At 58.9% G+C, this 20,686-nt stretch carries 18 protein-coding genes; 14 read left to right on the top strand and 4 right to left on the bottom strand.

Annotation, left to right across the window (positions count from 1 at the left end; all coding sequences use genetic code 11):
* Position 1 precedes the first annotated feature (1 nt).
* On the bottom strand, positions 2-484 hold the full coding sequence (gene smpB / locus Q668_RS04000) for an SsrA-binding protein SmpB (RefSeq protein WP_022988316.1): 483 nt from the start codon (positions 482-484) through the stop codon (positions 2-4).
* A gap of 179 nt (positions 485-663) precedes the next feature.
* Here smpB and Q668_RS03995 point away from each other — a divergent pair, with 179 nt between their 5' ends.
* The 3 genes from Q668_RS03995 to Q668_RS03985 all read left to right on the top strand — a co-directional run bounded on the left by Q668_RS03995 (position 664) and on the right by Q668_RS03985 (position 2,949).
* Complete coding sequence (locus Q668_RS03995; RefSeq protein WP_022988315.1) at positions 664-2,160, top strand: sodium-dependent transporter; 1,497 nt, start codon at positions 664-666, stop codon at positions 2,158-2,160.
* Between the two features lie 64 nt (positions 2,161-2,224).
* Positions 2,225-2,671 carry a type II toxin-antitoxin system RatA family toxin gene (locus Q668_RS03990; RefSeq protein ID WP_022988314.1) on the top strand — a complete coding sequence of 149 codons (447 nt, stop codon included), beginning with the start codon at positions 2,225-2,227 and terminating at the stop codon, positions 2,669-2,671.
* On the top strand, positions 2,671-2,949 hold the full coding sequence (locus Q668_RS03985) for an RnfH family protein (RefSeq protein ID WP_022988313.1): 279 nt from the start codon (positions 2,671-2,673) through the stop codon (positions 2,947-2,949). Before Q668_RS03990 ends, Q668_RS03985 begins: the two co-directional genes overlap by 1 nt.
* A 3-nt stretch (positions 2,950-2,952) precedes the next feature.
* Here Q668_RS03985 and Q668_RS03980 read toward each other — a convergent pair whose 3' ends face one another.
* The gene (locus tag Q668_RS03980) at positions 2,953-3,285 is read right to left on the bottom strand and encodes an outer membrane protein assembly factor BamE (protein ID WP_022988312.1); all 333 of its coding nucleotides are present in this window, start codon (positions 3,283-3,285) and stop codon (positions 2,953-2,955) included.
* 123 nt (positions 3,286-3,408) lie between these two features.
* Here Q668_RS03980 and fur point away from each other — a divergent pair, with 123 nt between their 5' ends.
* Complete coding sequence (gene fur / locus Q668_RS03975; RefSeq protein ID WP_022988311.1) at positions 3,409-3,828, top strand: ferric iron uptake transcriptional regulator; 420 nt, start codon at positions 3,409-3,411, stop codon at positions 3,826-3,828.
* A 64-nt stretch (positions 3,829-3,892) separates the two neighbouring features.
* On the opposite strand, the gene recN is transcribed toward fur, so the two are convergent.
* A complete protein-coding gene (gene recN, locus Q668_RS03970) occupies positions 3,893-5,572 on the bottom strand; it encodes a DNA repair protein RecN (RefSeq protein WP_022988310.1) in 1,680 nt (559 codons plus the stop codon).
* A 263-nt stretch (positions 5,573-5,835) separates the two neighbouring features.
* Between recN and grpE the strand changes: the two genes are divergently transcribed.
* From grpE to greA, 7 genes are all read left to right on the top strand, one after another.
* On the top strand, positions 5,836-6,414 hold the full coding sequence (gene grpE, locus Q668_RS03965; protein WP_022988309.1) for a nucleotide exchange factor GrpE: 579 nt from the start codon (positions 5,836-5,838) through the stop codon (positions 6,412-6,414).
* Between the two features lie 120 nt (positions 6,415-6,534).
* Positions 6,535-8,454, top strand: coding sequence for a molecular chaperone DnaK (dnaK, locus tag Q668_RS03960; protein ID WP_022988308.1), 1,920 nt, complete (start codon positions 6,535-6,537; stop codon positions 8,452-8,454).
* Positions 8,455-8,532: 78 nt separating this feature from the next.
* Positions 8,533-9,660 (top strand): molecular chaperone DnaJ, encoded by a 1,128-nt coding sequence (dnaJ, locus tag Q668_RS03955; RefSeq protein WP_022988307.1) that lies wholly within the window; start codon positions 8,533-8,535, stop codon positions 9,658-9,660.
* 11 nt (positions 9,661-9,671) lie between these two features.
* Positions 9,672-10,475 carry a 4-hydroxy-tetrahydrodipicolinate reductase gene (gene dapB, locus Q668_RS03950; RefSeq protein ID WP_022988306.1) on the top strand — a complete coding sequence of 268 codons (804 nt, stop codon included), beginning with the start codon at positions 9,672-9,674 and terminating at the stop codon, positions 10,473-10,475.
* A 345-nt stretch (positions 10,476-10,820) separates the two neighbouring features.
* Positions 10,821-11,951 carry a glutamine-hydrolyzing carbamoyl-phosphate synthase small subunit gene (gene carA / locus Q668_RS03945; RefSeq protein WP_022988305.1) on the top strand — a complete coding sequence of 377 codons (1,131 nt, stop codon included), beginning with the start codon at positions 10,821-10,823 and terminating at the stop codon, positions 11,949-11,951.
* An 82-nt stretch (positions 11,952-12,033) separates the two neighbouring features.
* Positions 12,034-15,252 carry a carbamoyl-phosphate synthase large subunit gene (carB, locus tag Q668_RS03940; RefSeq protein ID WP_022988304.1) on the top strand — a complete coding sequence of 1,073 codons (3,219 nt, stop codon included), beginning with the start codon at positions 12,034-12,036 and terminating at the stop codon, positions 15,250-15,252.
* A 4-nt stretch (positions 15,253-15,256) separates the two neighbouring features.
* Positions 15,257-15,736, top strand: a complete 480-nt coding sequence (gene greA / locus Q668_RS03935) for a transcription elongation factor GreA (protein ID WP_081697550.1) — start codon at positions 15,257-15,259, stop codon at positions 15,734-15,736.
* A gap of 57 nt (positions 15,737-15,793) precedes the next feature.
* Here greA and yhbY read toward each other — a convergent pair whose 3' ends face one another.
* Complete coding sequence (yhbY, locus tag Q668_RS03930) at positions 15,794-16,102, bottom strand: ribosome assembly RNA-binding protein YhbY (protein WP_022988302.1); 309 nt, start codon at positions 16,100-16,102, stop codon at positions 15,794-15,796.
* 279 nt (positions 16,103-16,381) lie between these two features.
* Between yhbY and ftsH the strand changes: the two genes are divergently transcribed.
* From ftsH to glmM, 3 genes are all read left to right on the top strand, one after another.
* Complete coding sequence (gene ftsH, locus Q668_RS03925) at positions 16,382-18,325, top strand: ATP-dependent zinc metalloprotease FtsH (RefSeq protein ID WP_022988301.1); 1,944 nt, start codon at positions 16,382-16,384, stop codon at positions 18,323-18,325.
* A gap of 96 nt (positions 18,326-18,421) precedes the next feature.
* On the top strand, positions 18,422-19,252 hold the full coding sequence (gene folP / locus Q668_RS03920; RefSeq protein WP_022988300.1) for a dihydropteroate synthase: 831 nt from the start codon (positions 18,422-18,424) through the stop codon (positions 19,250-19,252).
* Positions 19,252-20,595 (top strand): phosphoglucosamine mutase, encoded by a 1,344-nt coding sequence (gene glmM, locus Q668_RS03915; protein ID WP_022988299.1) that lies wholly within the window; start codon positions 19,252-19,254, stop codon positions 20,593-20,595. Before folP ends, glmM begins: the two co-directional genes overlap by 1 nt.
* Positions 20,596-20,686: the final 91 nt, after the last annotated feature.

The following is a 20,686-nucleotide window of genomic DNA, read 5'->3' as shown; positions in this document are numbered from 1 at the left end:
CTCAGGTGTTGGCTTCGCGCATAATTCGCTGCTTCTGCCGGTTCCAGTCCCGCTCTTTTTCTGTCGCCCGCTTGTCGAACAGCTTCTTGCCTTTTACCAGGGCGATCTCGCACTTCACTTTGTTGCCTTTCCAGTATAGCGCCAGCGGGATACATGTGTGCCCGGCCTGGTTGACCTGGCCGATAATCTTTGCAATTTCCTTGGCGTGCAGCAGCAGTTTCCGGGTGCGGGTGGGGTCGGCAATCACATGGGTAGACGCCGTGTTGAGCGGCGTAATGTGGGCGCCAAGCAGCCAGGCTTCGCCGTCTTTGAGCAGGACATAGGCATCCACCAGTTGCGCCTTGCCGGCACGCAGAGACTTCACTTCCCAGCCAAGCAGGGCCAGGCCCGCTTCGAAGCGTTCCTCGATGTGGTATTCGTGCTTTGCCTTCTTGTTCAGGGCAATGGTGTTACTGGTTGGTCCGCTTGCTTTCTTCTTGCTCATGAATCCTGTCCGGGATCGGAAGAATGACTTGGCCGGCGGTTAACAGAGGGCCGGCAAAGCGGGCATTGTAGCTCAGGTCTGCCAGACGGGTCACGATTTCGCCGCCGGGGTGCCACAATGGTCGTTTGCCGCCACCGGCATCGGCTACAATAAGCGGCTATAGCTTCTCAGGGGCCGGAATGCCGCACAAGTACCAGACATCCATAGGGTCGTTTACCCGTAAATCCAGCTTCTTCTGGGCCTCGGTTGGTGCAACCGTGGGCCTTGCCAACCTGTGGCAGTTTCCTTACCTGGCCAGCATTCACGGTGGCGGCCTGTTTATCCTGTTGTACCTGGCGTGCCTTTTGCTGGTGGCGTTGCCCCTGATGGTGACAGAGGCGGTGTTCGGGCGGCACTCCCGGCACGGGATCGTGCTCGCCATGGATGGCTTTGTGCGCAACGCCGGCAGCCACCGCTTGTGGCACCTGACCGGTCCCCTGAGTGTGATTGCAGCCTTCCTGGTACTGTCATTCACCGCAGTGTTTGGCGGCATTGTGCTGGCCTATGTGTTTGCCGGTGCTTCCGGCCAGTTCAGCAGTGCGACCACAACTTCCGCTTCGGCGGTGCTGACCGAGCTGGTTTCAAGCCCGGAGCGTTACCGGGAGTTTATGGCCTGGCACGGGTTCTTCCTGCTACTGGTACTGGCGGTGTCGGCACGGGGTGTCGTGAAGGGATTGGAGCGTTCGCTGCGCATTGTTGTGCCTTGCACGTTAGTGTTGCTGGCGATGTTGTTTGCCCTGTCCGCCGGGCATGGGCGGCTGGAATCCGGGGTTGATCACATTCTGACCTTCCGGCCGGAACAGTTGAGCCTCGACAGCATCAAGGCAGCCTTCTTCCATGCCTTTTACACCCTGGGGCTCGGGGTCGGGGTTTGGGCGATCTTTGGTGCCTACACCACGGCGGAAACCCGCCTGAAACGATCTATTCTGGCGGTGGTGCTGATGGATACCCTGGTGGCAATCGTTGCCGGTGTGATGATGTTTTCCATTGCGCTTGACGGCACCAGCCTGGATGGCGAGCGAGGCTTCAGCCTGTTGTTTGTCTCTCTGCCGGTGGCACTGGCCCAGGTGCCGTTCAGCCAGGTGGTGATCACCGCGGTATTCCTGCTGGTGGTGCTGATTGTCTGGGCGACGTCTATCTCCCTGCTGGAGCCCGTGGTGGGCTGGTTGCGGGAATGGCTCGGCGCGCCAAGGGGATGGTCTGTGGTGTGTGTGGGCCTGGCGGTGTGGCTGGCGGGCCTGGCCTCGCTGTTTTCTTTCAACGTCTGGGCCGACTATCAGCTGGCAGGAGCCACGGTTTACCGGTGGCTGGAGCTGGTGACCGGCGGCATCCTGATTCCGGTGGTTGCCATGCTTGTTGCCACCTTCGCCGGCTGGTGTCTGACTCGCCGCTACAGCGCGCAGATTCTGGGCGATGCCCCGGCGTTTTTCCGCAAGCTCTGGTATTGGGTGATGCGGCTGGTGCTGCCGGTTGTGGCGTTGTGGATAGGTATCCAGTACACCATTTTTTCACTGTCCAATCTTTGTGATAACGGCAACGATGCGATCTGGTGCGGGCCGGGTACGCCGGTTGCCGAAGCTTCGGCACCGGTGGAAAACGCCCCAAACGGGCCGGATATCCAGTATCATGGTGAATGACCCATCGGCCGGTGACAGCGGTTGGTGTCAGTAGTAGCAAAAAAGCGCAGGAATTCCGTTTTACATGGCTCATCAGATTGATAAAACCGCGCTGGTTATGCATTCGGCCGAACGCATGTTCCACCTGGTCAACGACGTGGCGCGTTATCCCGAGTTTCTGCCCTGGTGCGCCGGGGCGGAAGTGCACGAGCGTACCGATGCCGAGATTATGGCGTCACTGGAAATCGCCAAGGGTGGTGTGCGACATCGCCTGACTACACGCAACCAGCTGCTGATGCCGGAAAGCATCGAAATGAAGCTGGTGGATGGCCCGCTCAAGAACCTGACCGGTCGTTGGCATTTCCGGTCGCTGGACGACAATGCCTGCAAGGTTATCCTCACGCTGGAGTTTGAGTTTGGCGGCTCGTTGTCCCGAATGACCTTCGGCCCGGTCTTCAACCAGGCTGCCAACACCATGGTGGACGCCTTCTGCCGTCGCGCAGATGAAATCTATCGCGGAGGATTGGTGTAATGCAGGTAGAGGTGGCATACGCCCGGCCCGACAAGCAGCAGATTGTGCCGGTCAAGGTTCCGGAGGGAACCACGGCGCTGGAGGCGGTAAAGCTTTCGGGTATTGTGGATATCTTTCCGGAAATCGAGCCGGACACGATTGATATGGGCGTGTTCGGCAAGGTGATCAAAGATTCGGCCAGCCACGAGTTGCGGGAAGGCGACCGGGTAGAGCTTTACCGGCCGCTCAAGATAGACCCGAAACAGGCGCGCCTGAACCGGGCCAAAAAGAAAGCCTGAAGCTTAGTAGGCCGGGGTTTCTTCCAGCAGCTGGGCTTCGTAGTGGCTGTACTGGTCGCCGTTATAGTAAACGATGATGCGTTGTTCTTCGATGTCACCACCCCGGCGCTGGAAGGTGTACACGTAGTATTCCCTGGAAGGATCGACCGGGTTCAGCATCAGCGGGCTGCCCAGTATCGCGTGTACCTGGCTGCGTGACATGCCTTCGGAGAGTTCAGTCAGCTCTTCGTCGGTAACAATGTTTCCCTGCTGTACGTTGATCTTGTAAACGCCGGGGAAGACGCAGCCTGACAAGGATAAAATGCCAATAAGAATGATAGCGGTGAGCTTTTGCATCGCCAGGGGAAATCCTCTATCTTGAAATCGCCTGCCTTTGGCAGGTGTGAAACGGGTTTAACCGTTGAACGGCGGCTTCATCATACCGGAAGCCGTAAGGCACACCAACGAGTGAATAGTAGCATGCCATCTGAAAACGCCGAATTACGAAAAGTCGGTCTTAAGGTTACTCTGCCCAGGGTGAAAATCTTCAATATTCTGGAGAACGCCAAGGAGCATCACCTGAGTGCTGAAGACGTCTACAAGAAGTTGCTCGATCAGGGTGACGATGTGGGCCTTGCGACCGTTTACCGGGTGCTGACCCAGTTTGAGGCAGCTGGCCTGGTATTGCGCCACAACTTTGAAGGCGGCCATGCTGTGTTCGAAATGGCCGGCGACGATCACCACGACCACATGGTCTGCACCCAGACCGGTGAAGTGATCGAGTTTGTGGACGAGGTCATCGAAGAGCGTCAGCAGAAGATTGCGGCAGAACACGGCTACGAGATTGTCGATCACAGCCTGATCCTGTACGTAAAACCTCTGAACGCCGGTAAGAAGTAATCAAACGATAAAAAAAGGGGCCAGCAAGTGCCGGCCCCGAAGCTCTCCGAATCGAGAGGGGATTTTAGTGATGGGTCGCCTGGCCCTTTACGAACATCTCCCGGGCATGGGCAATGGTATGCTCGGTCATGTCCACGCCACCCAGCATTCTTGCTACCTCGCTGATCCTGCCCTGATCATCCAGTGCTTCAATGCGCGAGTAAGTCGCTTCTTTTTCAGTAAACTTGCTGACAAACAGGTGCTGATGGCACTGGGCGGCCACCTGCGGCAAGTGAGTCACACACAGTACCTGCCCGTTATCCCCCAGTGACCGCAGCAGTCGGCCCACCACTTCGGCAGTGCCGCCGCCAATACCTACGTCCACTTCATCGAACACCAGCGTGGGTGTTGTGGAGGTTTGTGCCACAACCACCTGGATGGCCAGGCTGATCCGTGACAATTCACCGCCGGAGGCCACCTTGGCCAGTGGGCGTGCCGGCTGGCCGGGGTTGGCGCTGACCAGGAATTCGATATCTTCCATGCCATGGGGTGCCGGCTCGTTGTCAGTATTGCCGCTCAGGTGGGTGACAAACTGCATGTTGGGCATGCTCAGCTGGGCCAGTTCCCGGGCAACCCGCTGGTCCAGTTCCATGGCGGCCTGTTCCCGTTTGGCAGACAGCTGTGCTGCCAGCTCATCGAATTGTTTACGCAGGTTTTCAAGCTCAGCTTCAAGCTGTTCCAGGCTGCCTTCGCCGCCGTCCAGTTCGGCCAGTTCTGCAGCCAGGCGCTGGTGCAGTTCCGGCAACTCTTCCGGGGTAATCCGGTGCTTGCGGGCCATCTGGTAAATGGCGCTCAGGCGTTCTTCCACCTCGGCTAACCGCGCCGGGTCGGCTTCATAGTCGTCGACAAACCGGCGCAGGTTGTCGCCGGCTTCCGAAATCTGGATCTGTGCTTCGTTCAGCATCTGCAGGGTATCGGCCAGTGCCGGCACTTCCAGCGGCAGTTGCTCCAGTTGCTGCAGGGCCTGGCGTACCAGGGCGGCTGCGCTGGTGTCATCTTCGGTGCAGAGCAGGGCGGCCTGGTGACTGCTGTGCAGTACTGCATCCGCCTGGCTCAGCTGGGCCTGCTCCTGCTCAAGGGCCTCCTGTTCGCAGTCTTCCAGTGCCAGCCGGTCCAGTTCCTCTACCTGATAGCGAAGCAGTTGCAGCCTGGCCTCGGTTTCGTCGGCATTGTGCCGGCGCTGTTCCAGTTTCTGGCGGGTGGCGTTCCAGGCTTTCCAGGCATTGCGGGCCTGGTCGGCCAGTTGTTCGGCGCCGGCGAACTCGTCCAGCAGTTTGCGGTGGGTGTCTTTGCGCAGCAGTGACTGGTGCTGGTGCTGGCTGTGGATGTCCATCAGCAGGCCGCCCAGTTCTTTGAGCTGGGACAGCGGGCAGGGCTGGCCGTTAATAAACGCTTTGCTGCGGCCATCTTTGCGGATGGTGCGGCGCAGGATGCAGTCTTCCTTGTCATCCAGTTCGTGGGCTTCAAGCCATTGCCGGGCTTCCGGAATTCTCGAGATATCGAAACTGGCGTTGATATCGGCACGCTCGGCTCCGTGGCGCACAGCTCCGGCGTCTGCGCGGCCGCCCATGGCCAGGCCCAGGGCATCCAGAACGATAGACTTGCCAGCACCGGTTTCGCCGGTGAGTGCTGTCATGCCCTTGCTGAACTGCAATTCAACCCGTTCAGCAATGGCGTAGTTCGAGACCGTCAGTTGGATAAGCATGCTGATTACCTCCGTTCAGAGTCTGTTGTCTCTGAAAATTTCGAATACTGTGATTCCATACAGTTGCTGTGAATATATACAGGGTTTTTCCTGTTTGCAAATAACCTGTGCCCCGAATTTGTAAAGAATGCATCCCGGAAGGTTGAAACCCGCCCGGCGGGCCCCATATTCGTTCGCAAAGTCGTATTTTCCTGCCCTGAAACGGGCGGGGCTTAAACCAGCCGCAGGCCTTCGGGCCCTGGGAAAATCCATCAGGAGTTGTCATGAGTGCTGACGAAAAGCGCAACGAACAGGTAGAAGAAGAGCTGAACGAAGCCGCACAGGCGGAACAGGCTGATGCCGAGCCGGAAGCTGGCGAGGCGGGGCAAGAGGGTTCCGAGCTGGATGCCCTGAAGGCCAAGCTACAGGAGTACCAGGACCAGGCGTTGCGCTCCCAGGCAGAAATGCAGAACGTGCGCCGCCGGGCCGAGATCGACGTGGAAAAGGCGCACAAGTTTGCGCTGGAAAAATTCGTCAAGGAATTGCTGCCGGTGGCCGACAGCCTGGAGAAGGCCGTGGAAAGCACGGAAGGGCAGGAAGACGCCAACGAACTGGTGGCTTCTATCCGCGAAGGCGCGGAAATGACCCTCAGCCTGTTCATGAACAGCCTGAAGAAATTCAACGTGGAGCAGGTGAACCCGGTGGGTGAACCGTTCGACCCGCAGCAGCACGAAGCCATGTCTATGGTGCCGGCCCCGGACGCCGAGCCCAATAGTGTGGTGGCGGTGGTGCAGAAGGGTTATCTGCTGAACGGCCGTGTTGTTCGTCCGGCCATGGTTGTAGTGGCAAAAGCAGAAAATTGATCAAAAAAGGCGCCGCCGGGGCTTGAAAAGCCGCTGAAAGCGCCAATATAGCGATTAAACAGCGACAGCCGGGGTGGTCTCACTCCGGAGCAGAATTCAGAAAGATCTTGGAGTGATTCAATGAGCAAAATTATTGGTATCGACCTGGGAACCACCAACTCCTGCGTGGCCATCATGGATGGTGACAAGGTTAAGGTAATCGAGAATGCCGAGGGTGATCGTACCACCCCGTCCATCATTGCCTACACCGACGATAACGAAACACTGGTTGGCCAGTCTGCCAAGCGCCAGGCGGTCACCAACCCGGCAAATACCCTGTACGCCATCAAGCGTCTGATCGGTCGTCGCTTTGAAGACGACGTGGTTCAGAAAGACATCAAGATGGTGCCGTACAAGATCGCCAAGGCTGACAATGGCGATGCCTGGGTAGAAGTGAAAGGCCAGAAGATGGCTCCGCCGCAGGTTTCTGCCGAAGTCCTCAAGAAAATGAAGAAGACTGCAGAAGACTACCTGGGCGAGACCGTAACCGAAGCGGTTATCACCGTGCCGGCTTACTTCAACGACAGCCAGCGCCAGGCCACCAAAGATGCAGGCAAGATTGCCGGCCTGGAAGTTAAGCGGATCATCAACGAGCCGACCGCCGCAGCGCTGGCCTACGGCATGGACAAGCAGAGCGGCGACCGTACCGTAGCGGTCTACGATCTGGGCGGTGGTACCTTTGACCTGTCCATTATCGAGATTGCCGACGTAGACGGCGAGCACCAGTTTGAAGTACTGGCTACCAACGGTGACACCTTCCTGGGTGGTGAAGACTTCGACATGAAGGTCATCGAATACCTGGCGGATCAGTTCAAGAAAGACAGCGGCATCGACCTGCGCGGTGACTCCCTGGCCATGCAGCGCCTGAAGGAAGCCGGCGAAAAGGCCAAGATCGAGCTGTCCAGCAGCCAGCAGACCGACGTAAACCTGCCGTACATCACTGCAGATGCGTCTGGTCCCAAGCACATGAACGTGAAACTGACCCGCGCCAAGCTGGAATCGCTGGTAGAAGAGCTGGTTCAGCGCAGCCTCGAGCCCTGTAAAGTGGCTCTGCAGGACGCTGGCATGAAGGCCTCTGAAATCGACGAAGTTATCCTGGTGGGTGGTCAGACCCGTATGCCGCTGGTGCAGGAGAAGGTTAAGGAATTCTTCGGCAAAGAGCCGCGTAAAGACGTAAACCCGGATGAAGCCGTAGCCATGGGTGCTGCCATTCAGGGTGCGGTACTGTCTGGCGACGTGAAAGACGTACTGCTGCTGGACGTAACCCCGCTGACCCTGGGTATCGAAACCATGGGTGGTGTGGCCACTCCGCTGATCGAGAAGAACACCACGATTCCGACCAAGAAATCGCAGACCTTCTCCACAGCGGACGACAACCAGACTGCGGTAACCATCCACGTTGTTCAGGGTGAGCGCAAGCAGGCGGCACAGAACAAGTCACTGGGTCGTTTCGACCTGGCCGACATTCCGCCGGCACCCCGCGGTGTGCCGCAGATCGAAGTGACTTTCGACATTGACGCCAACGGTATCCTGAACGTGTCTGCCAAAGACAAGGCGACGGGTAAAGAGCAGTCCATCGTAATCAAGGCCTCTTCCGGCCTGAACGATGACGAAATCGAGAAGATGGTGCGCGATGCCGAGGCCAACGCCGAGGAAGATCGCAAGTTCGAAGAGCTGGTACAGGCTCGTAACCAGGGCGATGCCATGGTTCACGCTGTACGCAAGACCCTGACCGAAGCCGGCGACAAAGTCACCGAGGCCGAGAAAGAGTCCATCGAAGGCGCCATCAAGGACCTCGAAGAAGCTCTGAAGGGTACCGATAAGGAAGATATCGAAGCCAAGACCCAGAAGCTGACTGAAGTCTCTTCCGAGCTGGCCCAGAAAATGTACGCGGATCAGGCTGACCAGGCGCAGCAGGCTGACGGGCAGGAAGGTGCCCAGGCTGCAGACGACGCGGTTGATGCCGAGTTCGAAGAAGTCAAAGACGACGACAAGAAGTAAATCCGAAGTACATCAGGCAGTTGGAAAACGCGGGGGTAGCCCCGCGTTTTCCGCGTTATAGCAACAGGGTTTTGAAGTATGGCCAAGCGCGATTATTACGAAGTACTCGGGGTTGCCCGGGGAGCGGATGAGAAGGAAATAAAGCGGGCATATCGGAAGCTCGCGATGAAATACCATCCAGACCGTAACCCGGATGACCAGGATGCCGACAGTAAATTCAAAGAGGCCACCGAAGCCTACGAGGTGCTCGCTGACTCCGGCAAGCGCGCTGCGTATGACCAGTTCGGTCATGCCGGTGTAGACGGCCAGGCCGGTGCCGGTGGCTTCGGCGGTGGCGGCAGCTTCTCCGACATCTTCGGAGACGTGTTTGGTGATATCTTCGGTGGTGGTGGCGGTCGCGGCCGCAATACCCGTGGCTCAGACCTGCGCTACACCCTCGAGCTGGACCTTGAAGAAGCCGTTAAGGGCAAGTCCGTCGAAATCAAGATTCCGGGCCACAAGGAATGTGACGTCTGTGAAGGCAGCGGCGCCGAAAAAGGCTCCCGGCCGGAAACCTGTGGTACCTGTCAGGGCATGGGTCAGGTACGCATGCAGCAGGGCTTCTTCACCGTGCAGCAGGCCTGTCCGACCTGTCGTGGCTCTGGCCAGATCATCAAGGATCCCTGCAAGGCCTGTCATGGTCAGGGTCGTGTTCGCCAGGACAAAACCCTGTCGGTCAAAGTGCCGCCCGGCGTGGATACCGGCGACCGCATCCGCCTGTCTGGCGAAGGGGAAATGGGCGTAGATGGTGGACCGCCAGGCGACCTGTACGTTCAGGTGGCTGTGCGTGAACACTCCATCTTCACCCGCGACGGCCGCAACCTGTACTGCGAAGTGCCCATCAGCATCGTGGATGCTGCACTGGGTGGTGAGCTGGAAGTGCCTACACTGGATGGCCGCGTAAAACTGAAAATCCCGGCCGAAACCCAGACCGGCAAGCTTTTCCGCCTGCGCAACAAAGGCGTGAGCCCGGTGCGTGGTGGCCCTGCCGGTGACCTGCTGTGCCGGGTGATGGTAGAAACCCCGGTGAAACTGACCAAGCGCCAGAAAGAACTGCTGGAAGAATTCCAGCAAACGCTGGACGGCAGCAACGGCACCCATCATGCTCCGAAGAAAACCTCCTGGTTTGAGGGTGTGAAAAACTTCTTCGACGAAATGAAATTCTGAGGGCAGAACAGATGCGGGTAGCAATCATCGGCGCCGCCGGGCGCATGGGCAAGGTACTGATCGAAGCGGTAGACGGCACCGAGGGCCTTGAACTCGGCGCCGCCATCGTCGAGCCGGGCAGCAGCCTGATCGGCGCCGACGCCGGCGAAATGACCAGCGTTGGCAAAACCGGCGTAAAAATGGCTGGCAGCCTGGACGACGTCAAAGACGACTTCGACGTGCTGGTGGACTTCACCTTCCCGGATCTAACCCTGGAAAACGCAAGATTCTGCAGCGCTAACGGCAAGATGCTGGTCATCGGCACCACCGGCATGACCGACGCCGAAAAAGAACAGCTCGCCCTGGCCGCTGAATCCACCCCGGTCGTCTTCGCCCCCAACATGAGCGTGGGCGTTAACGTCGTCCTCAATCTCCTGCGCACCGCCGCTGCGACCCTGGGCGACGACTACGACGTGGAAATCATCGAAGCCCACCACCGCCACAAAAAAGACGCCCCCTCCGGCACCGCCCTGCGCATGGGCGAAGTCGTGGCTGATGCCCTGGGGCGCGACCTGAAAGAGTGCGCAGTGTACGGCCGCGAAGGCTTCACCGGCGAACGCACCCGCAAGGAAATCGGTTTTGAAACCATCCGTGCCGGGGACGTGGTGGGCGACCACACCGTGCTGTTCGCCACCGAAGGCGAGCGCATCGAGATTACCCATAAGGCCAGTAGCCGGATGACCTTTGCCAAAGGCGCGATGCGGGCTGCTTTGTGGCTTGAGGGTAAGGCGGCTGGTCTCTACGACATGCAGGATGTTTTGAACCTGAAAGGCTGAACTTGAGCCGCATACTCAGAGGCCGCGGGAGCAGGACGCCTTCCCGAAAATTTCGGAGGCCATGGATGGCCGGAGAGAAGCGCACATGGATGTGCTCGTAGCGGTTTTCGGGAAGGCGTCCTGCTCCCGTGGCCGGAGTTAGAGTCAGGGCGGGCGCAATTCGGCGTGGACAAAAACGGCCAGAATCGCTTACAATAAGGCGATTTGACTGCACCAAGCGTACCTTTGAAAAGTTTATAAGAAAGCGGGACCGGGTTTTTACTCTGTCTCGCTTTTTTGCAACCTGAATTTGCGCTTGCGTTCCTGTTCGTGACGAACTTACGCCACTCGATGAGGATACAAGCCTTGAGCACACCAGCAATCCTTGCACTCGCAGACGGAAGCCTCTTCTACGGCACCGCCATCGGCGCAGACGGAGAAACCAGCGGTGAGGTAGTGTTCAACACTGCCATGACCGGCTATCAGGAAATCCTGACCGACCCGTCCTACTCCCGCCAGATCGTCACCCTGACGTATCCGCACATCGGCAACACCGGTGTGAACGACGAAGACGTAGAATCCGACCGCATCCACGCCGCCGGCCTGATCATTCGTGACCTGCCGCTGATCGCCAGCAGCTGGCGTAACCAGCAGAGCCTGGATGACTACCTGCGAAGCAATAACATTGTTGGCATTGCGGACATCGACACCCGCCGCCTGACCCGTATCCTGCGTGACAAAGGTTCCCAGAACGGCGCCATCGTTGCCGGCGAGAATGCCACCGCCGAGCGTGCACTGGAACTGGCCAAGGCCTTCCCGGGCCTGAAGGGTATGGACCTGGCCAAGGAAGTGACCAGCGAGAAAACCTATCAGTGGAACCAGACCGAGTGGGACATCACCGATGGCTACGGTGAACAGTCTGCTCCGAAGTTCAAGGTTGTTGCCTGGGACTACGGCGTAAAGTTCAACATCCTGCGCATGCTTGCTGCCCGCGGTTGCGACATCACCGTGGTACCGGCGCAAACCCCGGCTTCGGAAGTGCTGGCCATGAACCCGGACGGTATCTTCCTGTCCAACGGCCCTGGCGACCCCGAGCCGTGCGACTACGCTATCAAGGCCATCCAGGAAGTGCTGGAAACCGAGATTCCGGTATTCGGCATCTGCCTTGGTCACCAGCTCCTGGCCCTGGCCAGCGGTGCCAAGACCATGAAAATGGGCCACGGCCACCACGGCGCCAACCACCCGGTGCAGGACATTGCCAAAGGCACGGTGATGATCACCAGCCAGAACCACGGCTTTGCGGTAGACGAAGCAACCCTGCCGGCCAATGTGGAAGCCACCCACAAGTCGCTGTTTGACGGCACCCTGCAGGGCATTCGCCGCACCGACAAGGCGGCCTACAGCTTCCAGGGTCACCCGGAAGCCAGCCCCGGCCCCCACGATGTGGCACCGTTGTTCGACGAGTTTATCCAGCTGATGGAAGTGCGATCTGCCTGAGGGCAAGGCCATCGACGATAGCTCACCGGCGCTGAACACCGCGCTGCAAGAATTCAAAAGTTGCTGACAGGTTTACCGAGACATGCCAAAACGTACAGACATCCAAAGCATCCTGATCCTGGGCGCTGGTCCCATCGTGATCGGGCAGGCGTGCGAATTCGACTACTCCGGAGCCCAGGCCTGTAAGGCGCTGCGCGAAGAGGGCTACCGGGTTATCCTGGTGAACTCCAACCCGGCCACCATCATGACCGACCCGGCCATGGCCGATGCCACCTACATCGAGCCGATTACCTGGAAGACGGTCGAAAAGATTATCGAAAAGGAAAAACCCGACGCCCTGCTGCCCACCATGGGCGGCCAGACCGCGCTGAACTGTGCGCTGGACCTGGAAAAGCATGGCGTACTGGAGAAGCACGGTGTTGAAATGATCGGTGCTAACGCCGATACCATCGACAAGGCCGAGGACCGGGACCGTTTCGACAAGGCCATGAGAAAGATTGGCCTCGAATGTCCGCGTGCGACGATCGTTCACTCCATGGCGGAAGCCTGGGAAGCGTCAGAGGATATCGGTTTCCCCTGCATCATCCGTCCGTCCTTCACCATGGGCGGCTCCGGTGGTGGTATCGCCTACAACAAGGATGAGTTCGAGGAAATCTGTACCCGTGGCCTGGACCTGTCTCCGACCAACGAGCTGCTGATCGACGAATCCCTGATTGGCTGGAAAGAGTACGAGATGGAAGTTGTCCGCGACAAGAACGACAACTGCATCATCGTCTGCGCCATCGAGAACTTCGATGCCATGGGCGTGCACACCGGTGACTCCATCACCGTGGCCCCGGCCCAGACCCTCACCGACAAGGAATACCAGATCATGCGGAACGCCTCACTGGCGGTGCTGCGTGAAATTGGTGTGGAAACCGGCGGTTCCAACGTGCAGTTCGGTATCAATCCGGACACCGGCCGTATGGTCGTGATCGAGATGAACCCGCGGGTATCCCGTTCCTCCGCGCTGGCTTCCAAGGCCACCGGTTTCCCGATTGCCAAGGTGGCGGCCAAGCTGGCCATCGGTTACACCCTCGATGAGCTGCAGAATGAAATCACCGGTGGCGTAACCCCGGCCTCGTTCGAGCCCAGCATCGACTACGTGGTTACCAAGATTCCGCGCTTCACCTTCGAGAAATTCCCCCAGGCCGACGCCCGCCTGACCACCCAGATGAAGTCCGTGGGTGAAGTCATGGCCATCGGTCGTACCTTCCAGGAGTCTATGCAGAAAGCCCTGCGTGGCCTGGAAGTGGGCTCTGAGGGTTTTGACGAGAAACTGGAAGAGCTGGATTCAGACAGCAGCCGCGAAACCCTGATCCGGGAGCTGAACGTACCCGGCGCCGAGCGTGCCTGGTATATCGGTGATGCCTTCCGCGCCGGCATGACGGTTGACGAAGTGTTCCGTCATACCAAGGTTGACCCCTGGTACCTGGTGCAAATTGAAGACCTGGTCAAAGAAGAGCAGGCCCTGAAATCCGCCGGCAAGGCCGATATCGACAAGGCCACGCTGTTTCGCCTGAAACGCAAGGGCTTCTCTGACGCCCGCCTGGCCAAGCTGCTGGGTATTTCCGAAGTCAGCCTGCGCAAGCTGCGCCACGACCTGGGCATTCGCCCGGTGTACAAACGGGTAGATACCTGTGCGGCTGAGTTTGCATCCGACACCGCCTACATGTACTCCACTTACGAGGAGGAGTGCGAGGCGGAGCCGTCTGACCGCGAGAAGATCGTGGTGATCGGTGGCGGCCCCAACCGTATCGGCCAGGGCATCGAGTTCGACTACTGCTGTGTGCACGCGGCCCTGGCCATGCGTGAAGACGGTTACGAAACCATCATGATCAACTGCAACCCGGAGACCGTGTCGACCGACTACGATACCTCCGACCGGTTGTACTTCGAGCCGATCACCCTGGAAGACGTGCTGGAAATCATCAACGTCGAAAAACCGAAGGGCGTCATTGTGCAGTACGGCGGTCAGACCCCGCTGAAACTGTCCCGTGGCCTGGAAGCTGCCGGTGTGCCCATTATCGGCACCAGCCCGGATGCCATTGACCGTGCCGAAGACCGTGAGCGTTTCCAGCAGATGATCCAGCGCCTGGGCCTGAAGCAGCCGCAGAACGCTACTGTGCGCAGCCATGAAGAAGGTATCCTGGCGGCCCGTGAAATCGGCTATCCGCTGGTGGTTCGTCCGTCCTACGTGCTGGGCGGCCGTGCCATGGAAATCGTCTATGACGAAACCGAACTGGTGCGTTACATGCGCAGTGCCGTTCTGGTATCCAACGACAGTCCGGTATTGCTGGACCACTTCCTGAATGCCGCCATCGAGGTGGATATCGATGCCATCAGTGACGGCACCGACGTGGTTATCGGCGGCATCATGCAGCACATCGAGCAGGCTGGTGTTCACTCCGGTGACTCTGCCTGTTCACTGCCGCCTTACAGCCTGCCGAAGGAAGTTCAGGATGAAATGCGCGAAGCGGTTAAGAAAATGGCCATCGAGCTGGACGTTATCGGCCTGATGAACGTCCAGCTGGCCTGGCAGGACGGCAAGATCTACGTGATCGAAGTGAACCCGCGTGCTTCCCGTACCGTGCCGTTCGTATCCAAGGCCATCGGTGTGTCCCTGGCAGCGGTAGCGGCCCGCGTAATGTCCGGCAAGACCCTGAAAGAACTGAACTTCACCCAGGAAATCGTGCCGACGTGCTATGCGGTGAAGGAGTCCGTGTTCCCGTTCAACAAGTTCCCGGCCGTTGACCCGATTCTCGGCCCGGAAATGAAGTCTACCGGTGAGGTGATGGGGCTGGGTGACAGCTTCGACGAAGCCTTCGCCAAGGCATCCCTGGCTGCGGGTGAGCGCCTGCCGGCCAAGGGTGTGGCCTTTATGTCGGTTCGTGACGTCGACAAGCCGGGGGCGGCTAAGGTTGCCCGCGACCTGGTTGATGCCGGCTTCCGGATTGTCGCCACTACCGGTACAGCCAAGGCTCTGGAAGCCGAGGGTGTCGAGGTTGAGCGGGTCAACAAGGTTGGTGAAGGCCGGCCGCACATTGTTGACTCCATCAAGAACGGCAAGGTTCAGCTGATCATTAACACCACCGAAGGTCGTAAGGCCGTTTCCGACTCGGCGCAGATTCGCCAGTCCGCCTTGCAGACCAAGGTAACTTACACAACGACGCTGGCGGGTGGCGAAGCCTTCTGCCGCGCAATCAAATTTGGCCCGGAGCGCACCGTTCGTCGCCTCCAGGACCTACACGCAGGGAAGTAAGATTATGGCTGAAAGAGTACCCATGACGCAGACTGGCGAAGCCCGTCTGCGCGAGGAGCTGAAAAAGCTGAAGTCCGAAGATCGTCCGCGGGTCATCCAGGCTATCGCCGATGCCCGTGAACACGGAGATCTCAAGGAAAACGCCGAATACCACGCAGCCCGTGAACAGCAGAGCTTCATCGAAGGCCGTATCCAGGAAATCGAAGGCAAGCTGTCCGTGGCTCAGGTGATCGACGTAACCACCATGGAGAACACCGGCAAGGTGATCTTCGGCACCACAGTGCACCTGGTGAATATGGACACCGATGAAGAAGTGACTTACCAGATCGTGGGCGAAGACGAGGCAGACATCAAAGCCGGCAAACTGTCGGTATCGTCTCCCATCGCCCGGGCGCTGGTGGGCAAAAACGAAGGCGATGTGGTGGCCATCCGCATCCCGTCGGGTACCGTGGAGTACGAGATTTCCGAAGTAGAATACATCTGACGAAATCCGCGCACACACGAAAAAGCCGGCTGGGGTTACCCGAGCCGGCTTTTTTTATCACTTATTCCTTAGCAGGTTAGACAGCTTCGGATTAGGCTTCCTGGCTCGGCGCAGGATGACGGCGATTTTGCCGATGGTTTGTACCAGCTCGGCGCCGGAGCTTTCGCACAACGCCTGGATAGCATCCTGGCGGGCCTCGCGGTCTGTGCTGGCTACCTTGATCTTGATCAGCTCATGGTCGTTCAGGGCTCGCTCCAGTTCTTCCTGGAGCCCCTCGGACAGGCCTTTGTCGCCAACAATGATGACGGGCTTCAGATTGTGGGCAATGGCCCGGTATTCCCGGCGCTGTTCCGGTGACAGACTCATGATGTAATCTCTTTATCGGTGCAATTAACAAAAGGTCAGCGGCGAACTGGCTGACAACGTCGTATAATTTCGTGATTGTAACAGATAGCGCACCGCCACAAATGGTCGTATTCACTTACAACCGGCGTTGCAATCGGCCCCGGAGTGCCCAATATAAGTGGTAGTGCGGCCGTTTTCCCTTAGGCCGTTTCTGGTTTACGAACGTACAATTAGTGTAAGGTGTCGGAAAAGGGTTCGCGGCTTCGACGCGGCAGCCCTGCAATTCACAGGTGATGATCCTTGAACGATATGGCAAAAAATCTGGTTCTCTGGCTAGTGATAGCCGCCGTGCTGCTGATGGTGTTTCAGAATTTCACTCCCACCACCAGCGGGCAACAAGTTAACTATTCCCAGTTTGTCGAAATGGTCCAGCAGGGCCAGGTACGGCAGGTGACGATTGATGGGCTGCAGGTGCAGGGTGTCCGTGGTGACGGCTCCCAGTTCCAGACCATCCGCCCGCAGGTATCCGATAACAAGCTGATGGACGATCTCCTGGCCAATGAGGTTGAGGTGATCGGTAAGGAGCCGGAGCGCCAGAGCCTGTGGACTCAGCTGCTGGTGGCCGCATTCCCGATACTGATCATCATTGCCCTGTTTGTCTTCTTCATGCGCCAGATGCAGGGCGGCGGTGGCGGCAAAGGCCCCATGTCGTTCGGCAAGAGCAAGGCGCGCCTGCTGAGCGAAGATCAGATCAAGACCACCTTTGCTGACGTGGCTGGTGTCGACGAAGCGAAGGAAGACGTCAAAGAGCTGGTGGACTTCCTGCGCGATCCGAGCAAGTTCCAGCGTCTGGGTGGCCGCATTCCCAAGGGCGTGCTGATGGTAGGTCCTCCCGGTACCGGTAAAACCCTGCTGGCCAAGGCCATTGCCGGTGAAGCCAAGGTGCCGTTCTTCTCTATCTCTGGTTCGGACTTCGTGGAAATGTTCGTGGGCGTGGGTGCTTCCCGTGTTCGCGACATGTTCGAGCAGGCCAAGAAACAGAGCCCCTGCATCATCTTCATCGACGAGATCGATGCCGTGGGTCGCCATCGTGGCGCCGGTATGGGTGGCGGACACGACGAGCGTGAGCAGACCCTGAACCAGTTGCTGGTTGAGATGGACGGCTTTGAGGGTAATGAAGGTGTTATCGTCATTGCCGCAACCAACCGTCCGGACGTGCTGGACCCTGCGCTGTTGCGCCCGGGCCGCTTTGACCGCCAGGTGGTGGTGAGCTTGCCGGATATCCTGGGTCGGGAGCAGATCCTGAAGGTGCACATGAAGAAAGTGCCCCTTGCCGATGGCATCGACCCGGCTGTGATTGCCCGTGGTACTCCCGGCTTCTCCGGTGCAGACCTGGCCAACCTGGTGAACGAGGCTGCCCTGTTTGCGGCGCGCCGTAACCAGCGCCTGGTGTCCATGGAAGAGTTGGAGCTGGCAAAAGACAAGATCATGATGGGCGCCGAGCGCAAGTCCATGGTGATGAGTGAGAAAGAGAAGCGGAACACCGCGTACCACGAGTCTGGCCATGCGATTGTGGGTCGACTGGTGCCGGAGCATGACCCGGTCTATAAGGTCAGTATCATTCCCCGCGGTCGGGCACTGGGTGTCACCATGTTCCTGCCGGAAGAGGACAAGTACAGCCACTCCAAGCGCTACCTGACCAGCTCGATTTGCAGCCTGTTCGGTGGTCGTATTGCCGAGGAGCTGACTCTGGGCTTTGAGGGTGTGACCACCGGTGCGTCCAACGATATCGAGCGAGCCACCAGCCTGGCCCGCAATATGGTCACCCGCTGGGGTTTGTCCGAGAAGCTGGGCCCGCTGCAGTACGATACCGACAGCGAAGAGCCGTTCCTGGGTCGTTCTGCCGGGCAGTCTCATACCGTGTATTCGCCGGAAACGGCACAGCGTATTGATGAGGAAGTCCGTAACATCATTGATACCTGCTACGAGACCGCCAAGCAGATCCTGATTGATAACCGGGACAAGCTCGACATGATGGCGGAAGCGCTGATGAAGTACGAAACCATCGATCGCTTCCAGATTGACGACATCATGGCCGGCAAAGAGCCGCGCCCGCCGAAGAACTGGGGCGATAGTGGTCCCGCCGGTGGCGTAAAGGCTGAAGAGCTGGAGCAGGCTCCGGAGCCGAAAGGCTCTGACGACGGGCGCCAGCCCGGAGTAGGGCGCCCGGCCGGCGAGCACTGATTCGCAGCCGAAGCCTGAGTGATATAACGCGCCGCCCGGCCTCCGGGCGGCGTTTGTTTTTGTTTCCCCGAAAGTGTTGCCCCTGGAATCCTCGCTATGAAAATGAACTTTGCCGGCCGTGAACTGGATCTCTCCCTGTGCCATGTAATGGGCATCCTGAATGTAACCCCGGATTCGTTTTCGGACGGTGGTCGCTTCAATTCGCTGGAATCCGCCATGATCCGCGCCCGCCAGATGGTGGCGGACGGTGCAGTATTTATTGATGTAGGCGGTGAATCCACCCGGCCGGGAGCGGCAGAGGTTTCCACCCAGGAGGAGCTGGACCGGGTGTGCCCGGTGGTCGAGGCCATTGCCCGGGAGCTGGATGCCGTTATTTCCGTAGACACCAGCAACCCGGCGGTAATGGCAGAAACCGCAAAGCTCGGCGCGGGGCTGATCAATGATGTCCGTGCCCTGCAGCGTGACGGAGCACCGGAAGTGGCGGCGAAGGCGGATATTCCTGTGTGTATCATGCACATCCAGGGTGAGCCGGACACTATGCAGAACGATCCCCGTTACCGGAATGTGCGCCGGGAAGTCAGCTCGTTTCTGACCGAGCGCATGCGCGTGGCAGAGGCCGCCGGGGTGAACCCGGACAAGATCATCCTGGACCCCGGCTTTGGCTTTGGCAAAACCGTCGAGCACAATGTGCAGTTGCTGGCGACCCTGGAGCAGTTGCACATGCTGGGCCATCCGCTGCTGATTGGGCTGTCCCGCAAATCCATGCTGGGAGCAATCACCGGCCGGGATGTGAATGAAAGGTTGCCCGCAAGCCTTGCGGCCGCGACAATATCGGCCATGAAAGGTGCGAGTATCCTCAGGGTGCACGATGTAAGGGAAACGGTAGACGCCGTTAAGGTAGTAGCGGCGGTTAAGGAGGCAATCTGATGTCCGAACGTAAATATTTTGGTACCGATGGCATTCGCGGCCATGTTGGCGAAGGCCCGATTACCCCGGAGTTCATGCTCCACCTGGGTTGGGCTGCCGGCCAGGCGTTCAAGAAAGATGGCCAGCGCAACAGTGTGCTGATCGGCAAGGACACCCGGTTGTCCGGTTATATGTTCGAGTCGGCCCTGGAGGCCGGCCTGTCTGCCGCCGGAGTGGATGTGAAGCTGCTGGGCCCGATGCCGACACCGGCCATTGCCTACCTCACCCGTACCTTCCGCGCCTCTGCCGGTATCGTTATCAGTGCGTCCCATAACCCGCACCATGACAACGGCATCAAGTTTTTCTCTGCCGCCGGCACCAAGCTGGACGATGCCCTGGAAGCTGAAATCGAGCGCTGGCTGGACCAGCCCATCAAGGTCTGTGAGCCCAACGAACTGGGCAAGGCGACCCGGATTGATGACGCGCCCGGTCGCTACGTGGAATTCTGCAAGAGCACCGTACCTAACGAATTTACCCTCGATGGCCTGCATATCGTCCTGGATTGTGCCCACGGTGCCACCTACCACGTGGCGCCCAAGGTGTTCCGGGAGTTGGGTGCAAAGATTACCGTGATCGGTGCCGAGCCCGATGGTCTGAACATCAACCTGAATGTTGGTTCCACCCACCTGGATGCTCTTAAGCAGACAGTTGCCGAGAAAAAAGCCGACCTGGGCATTGCCTTCGATGGCGATGGTGACCGGGTGCTGATGGTTGACCGTGACGGCTCCGAGGTGGACGGCGATGAGCTGCTGTACATTCTCGCGTACCAGCGCCAGGCCGAAGGGCGCCTCAAAGGCGGCGTGGTGGGCACCCTGATGACCAACCTGGGTGTTGAGCTGGCCCTGCGTGAACTCGGCATCCAGTTCGAGCGGGCGAAAGTGGGCGACCGCTATGTGATGGAGCGGTTGCTGGCTAACAACTGGGTGGTCGGGGGCGAAGGCTCCGGCCATATGGTTATTCGTGACTGCACCAGCACCGGCGATGGTATTGTGTCGGCCCTGCAGGTGTTACTGGCCGTGCGCCATTCCGGTAAAACCCTGAGCGAGCTGCGTCAGGGAATGAGCAAGCTGCCCCAGAAAATGGTGAATGTGCGGGTGGCGCAGCGTTTTGATCCGTTTTCCCGGGCGGATATTGTCGAGGCTGTGCGCCAAGCGGAAGCTGGCCTGGGCGATGCCGGTCGTATCTTGTTGCGGGCATCCGGAACCGAGCCTTTGATCCGGGTGATGGCAGAGGGCCGGGATGCCGCAGAAATTACCCGTGTGGCCGAAGAGCTGGCCCGGGTGGTGGAGCGTTCAAACCCCTGAGTGGCGGTGCGGGGAGCGGGTTGTGTGCAGGAAATGACTGCTGTATAGTTCGCGCTCCCTTTTGTTCGGGGTTTTCGGGATAGCTGAGAAT

It is taken from the genome of Marinobacter sp. ES-1 (genome assembly GCF_000475255.1).
GTDB classification, from domain to species: domain Bacteria; phylum Pseudomonadota; class Gammaproteobacteria; order Pseudomonadales; family Oleiphilaceae; genus Marinobacter; species Marinobacter vinifirmus.
This window is presented reverse-complemented; position numbering and strand designations above follow the sequence as displayed.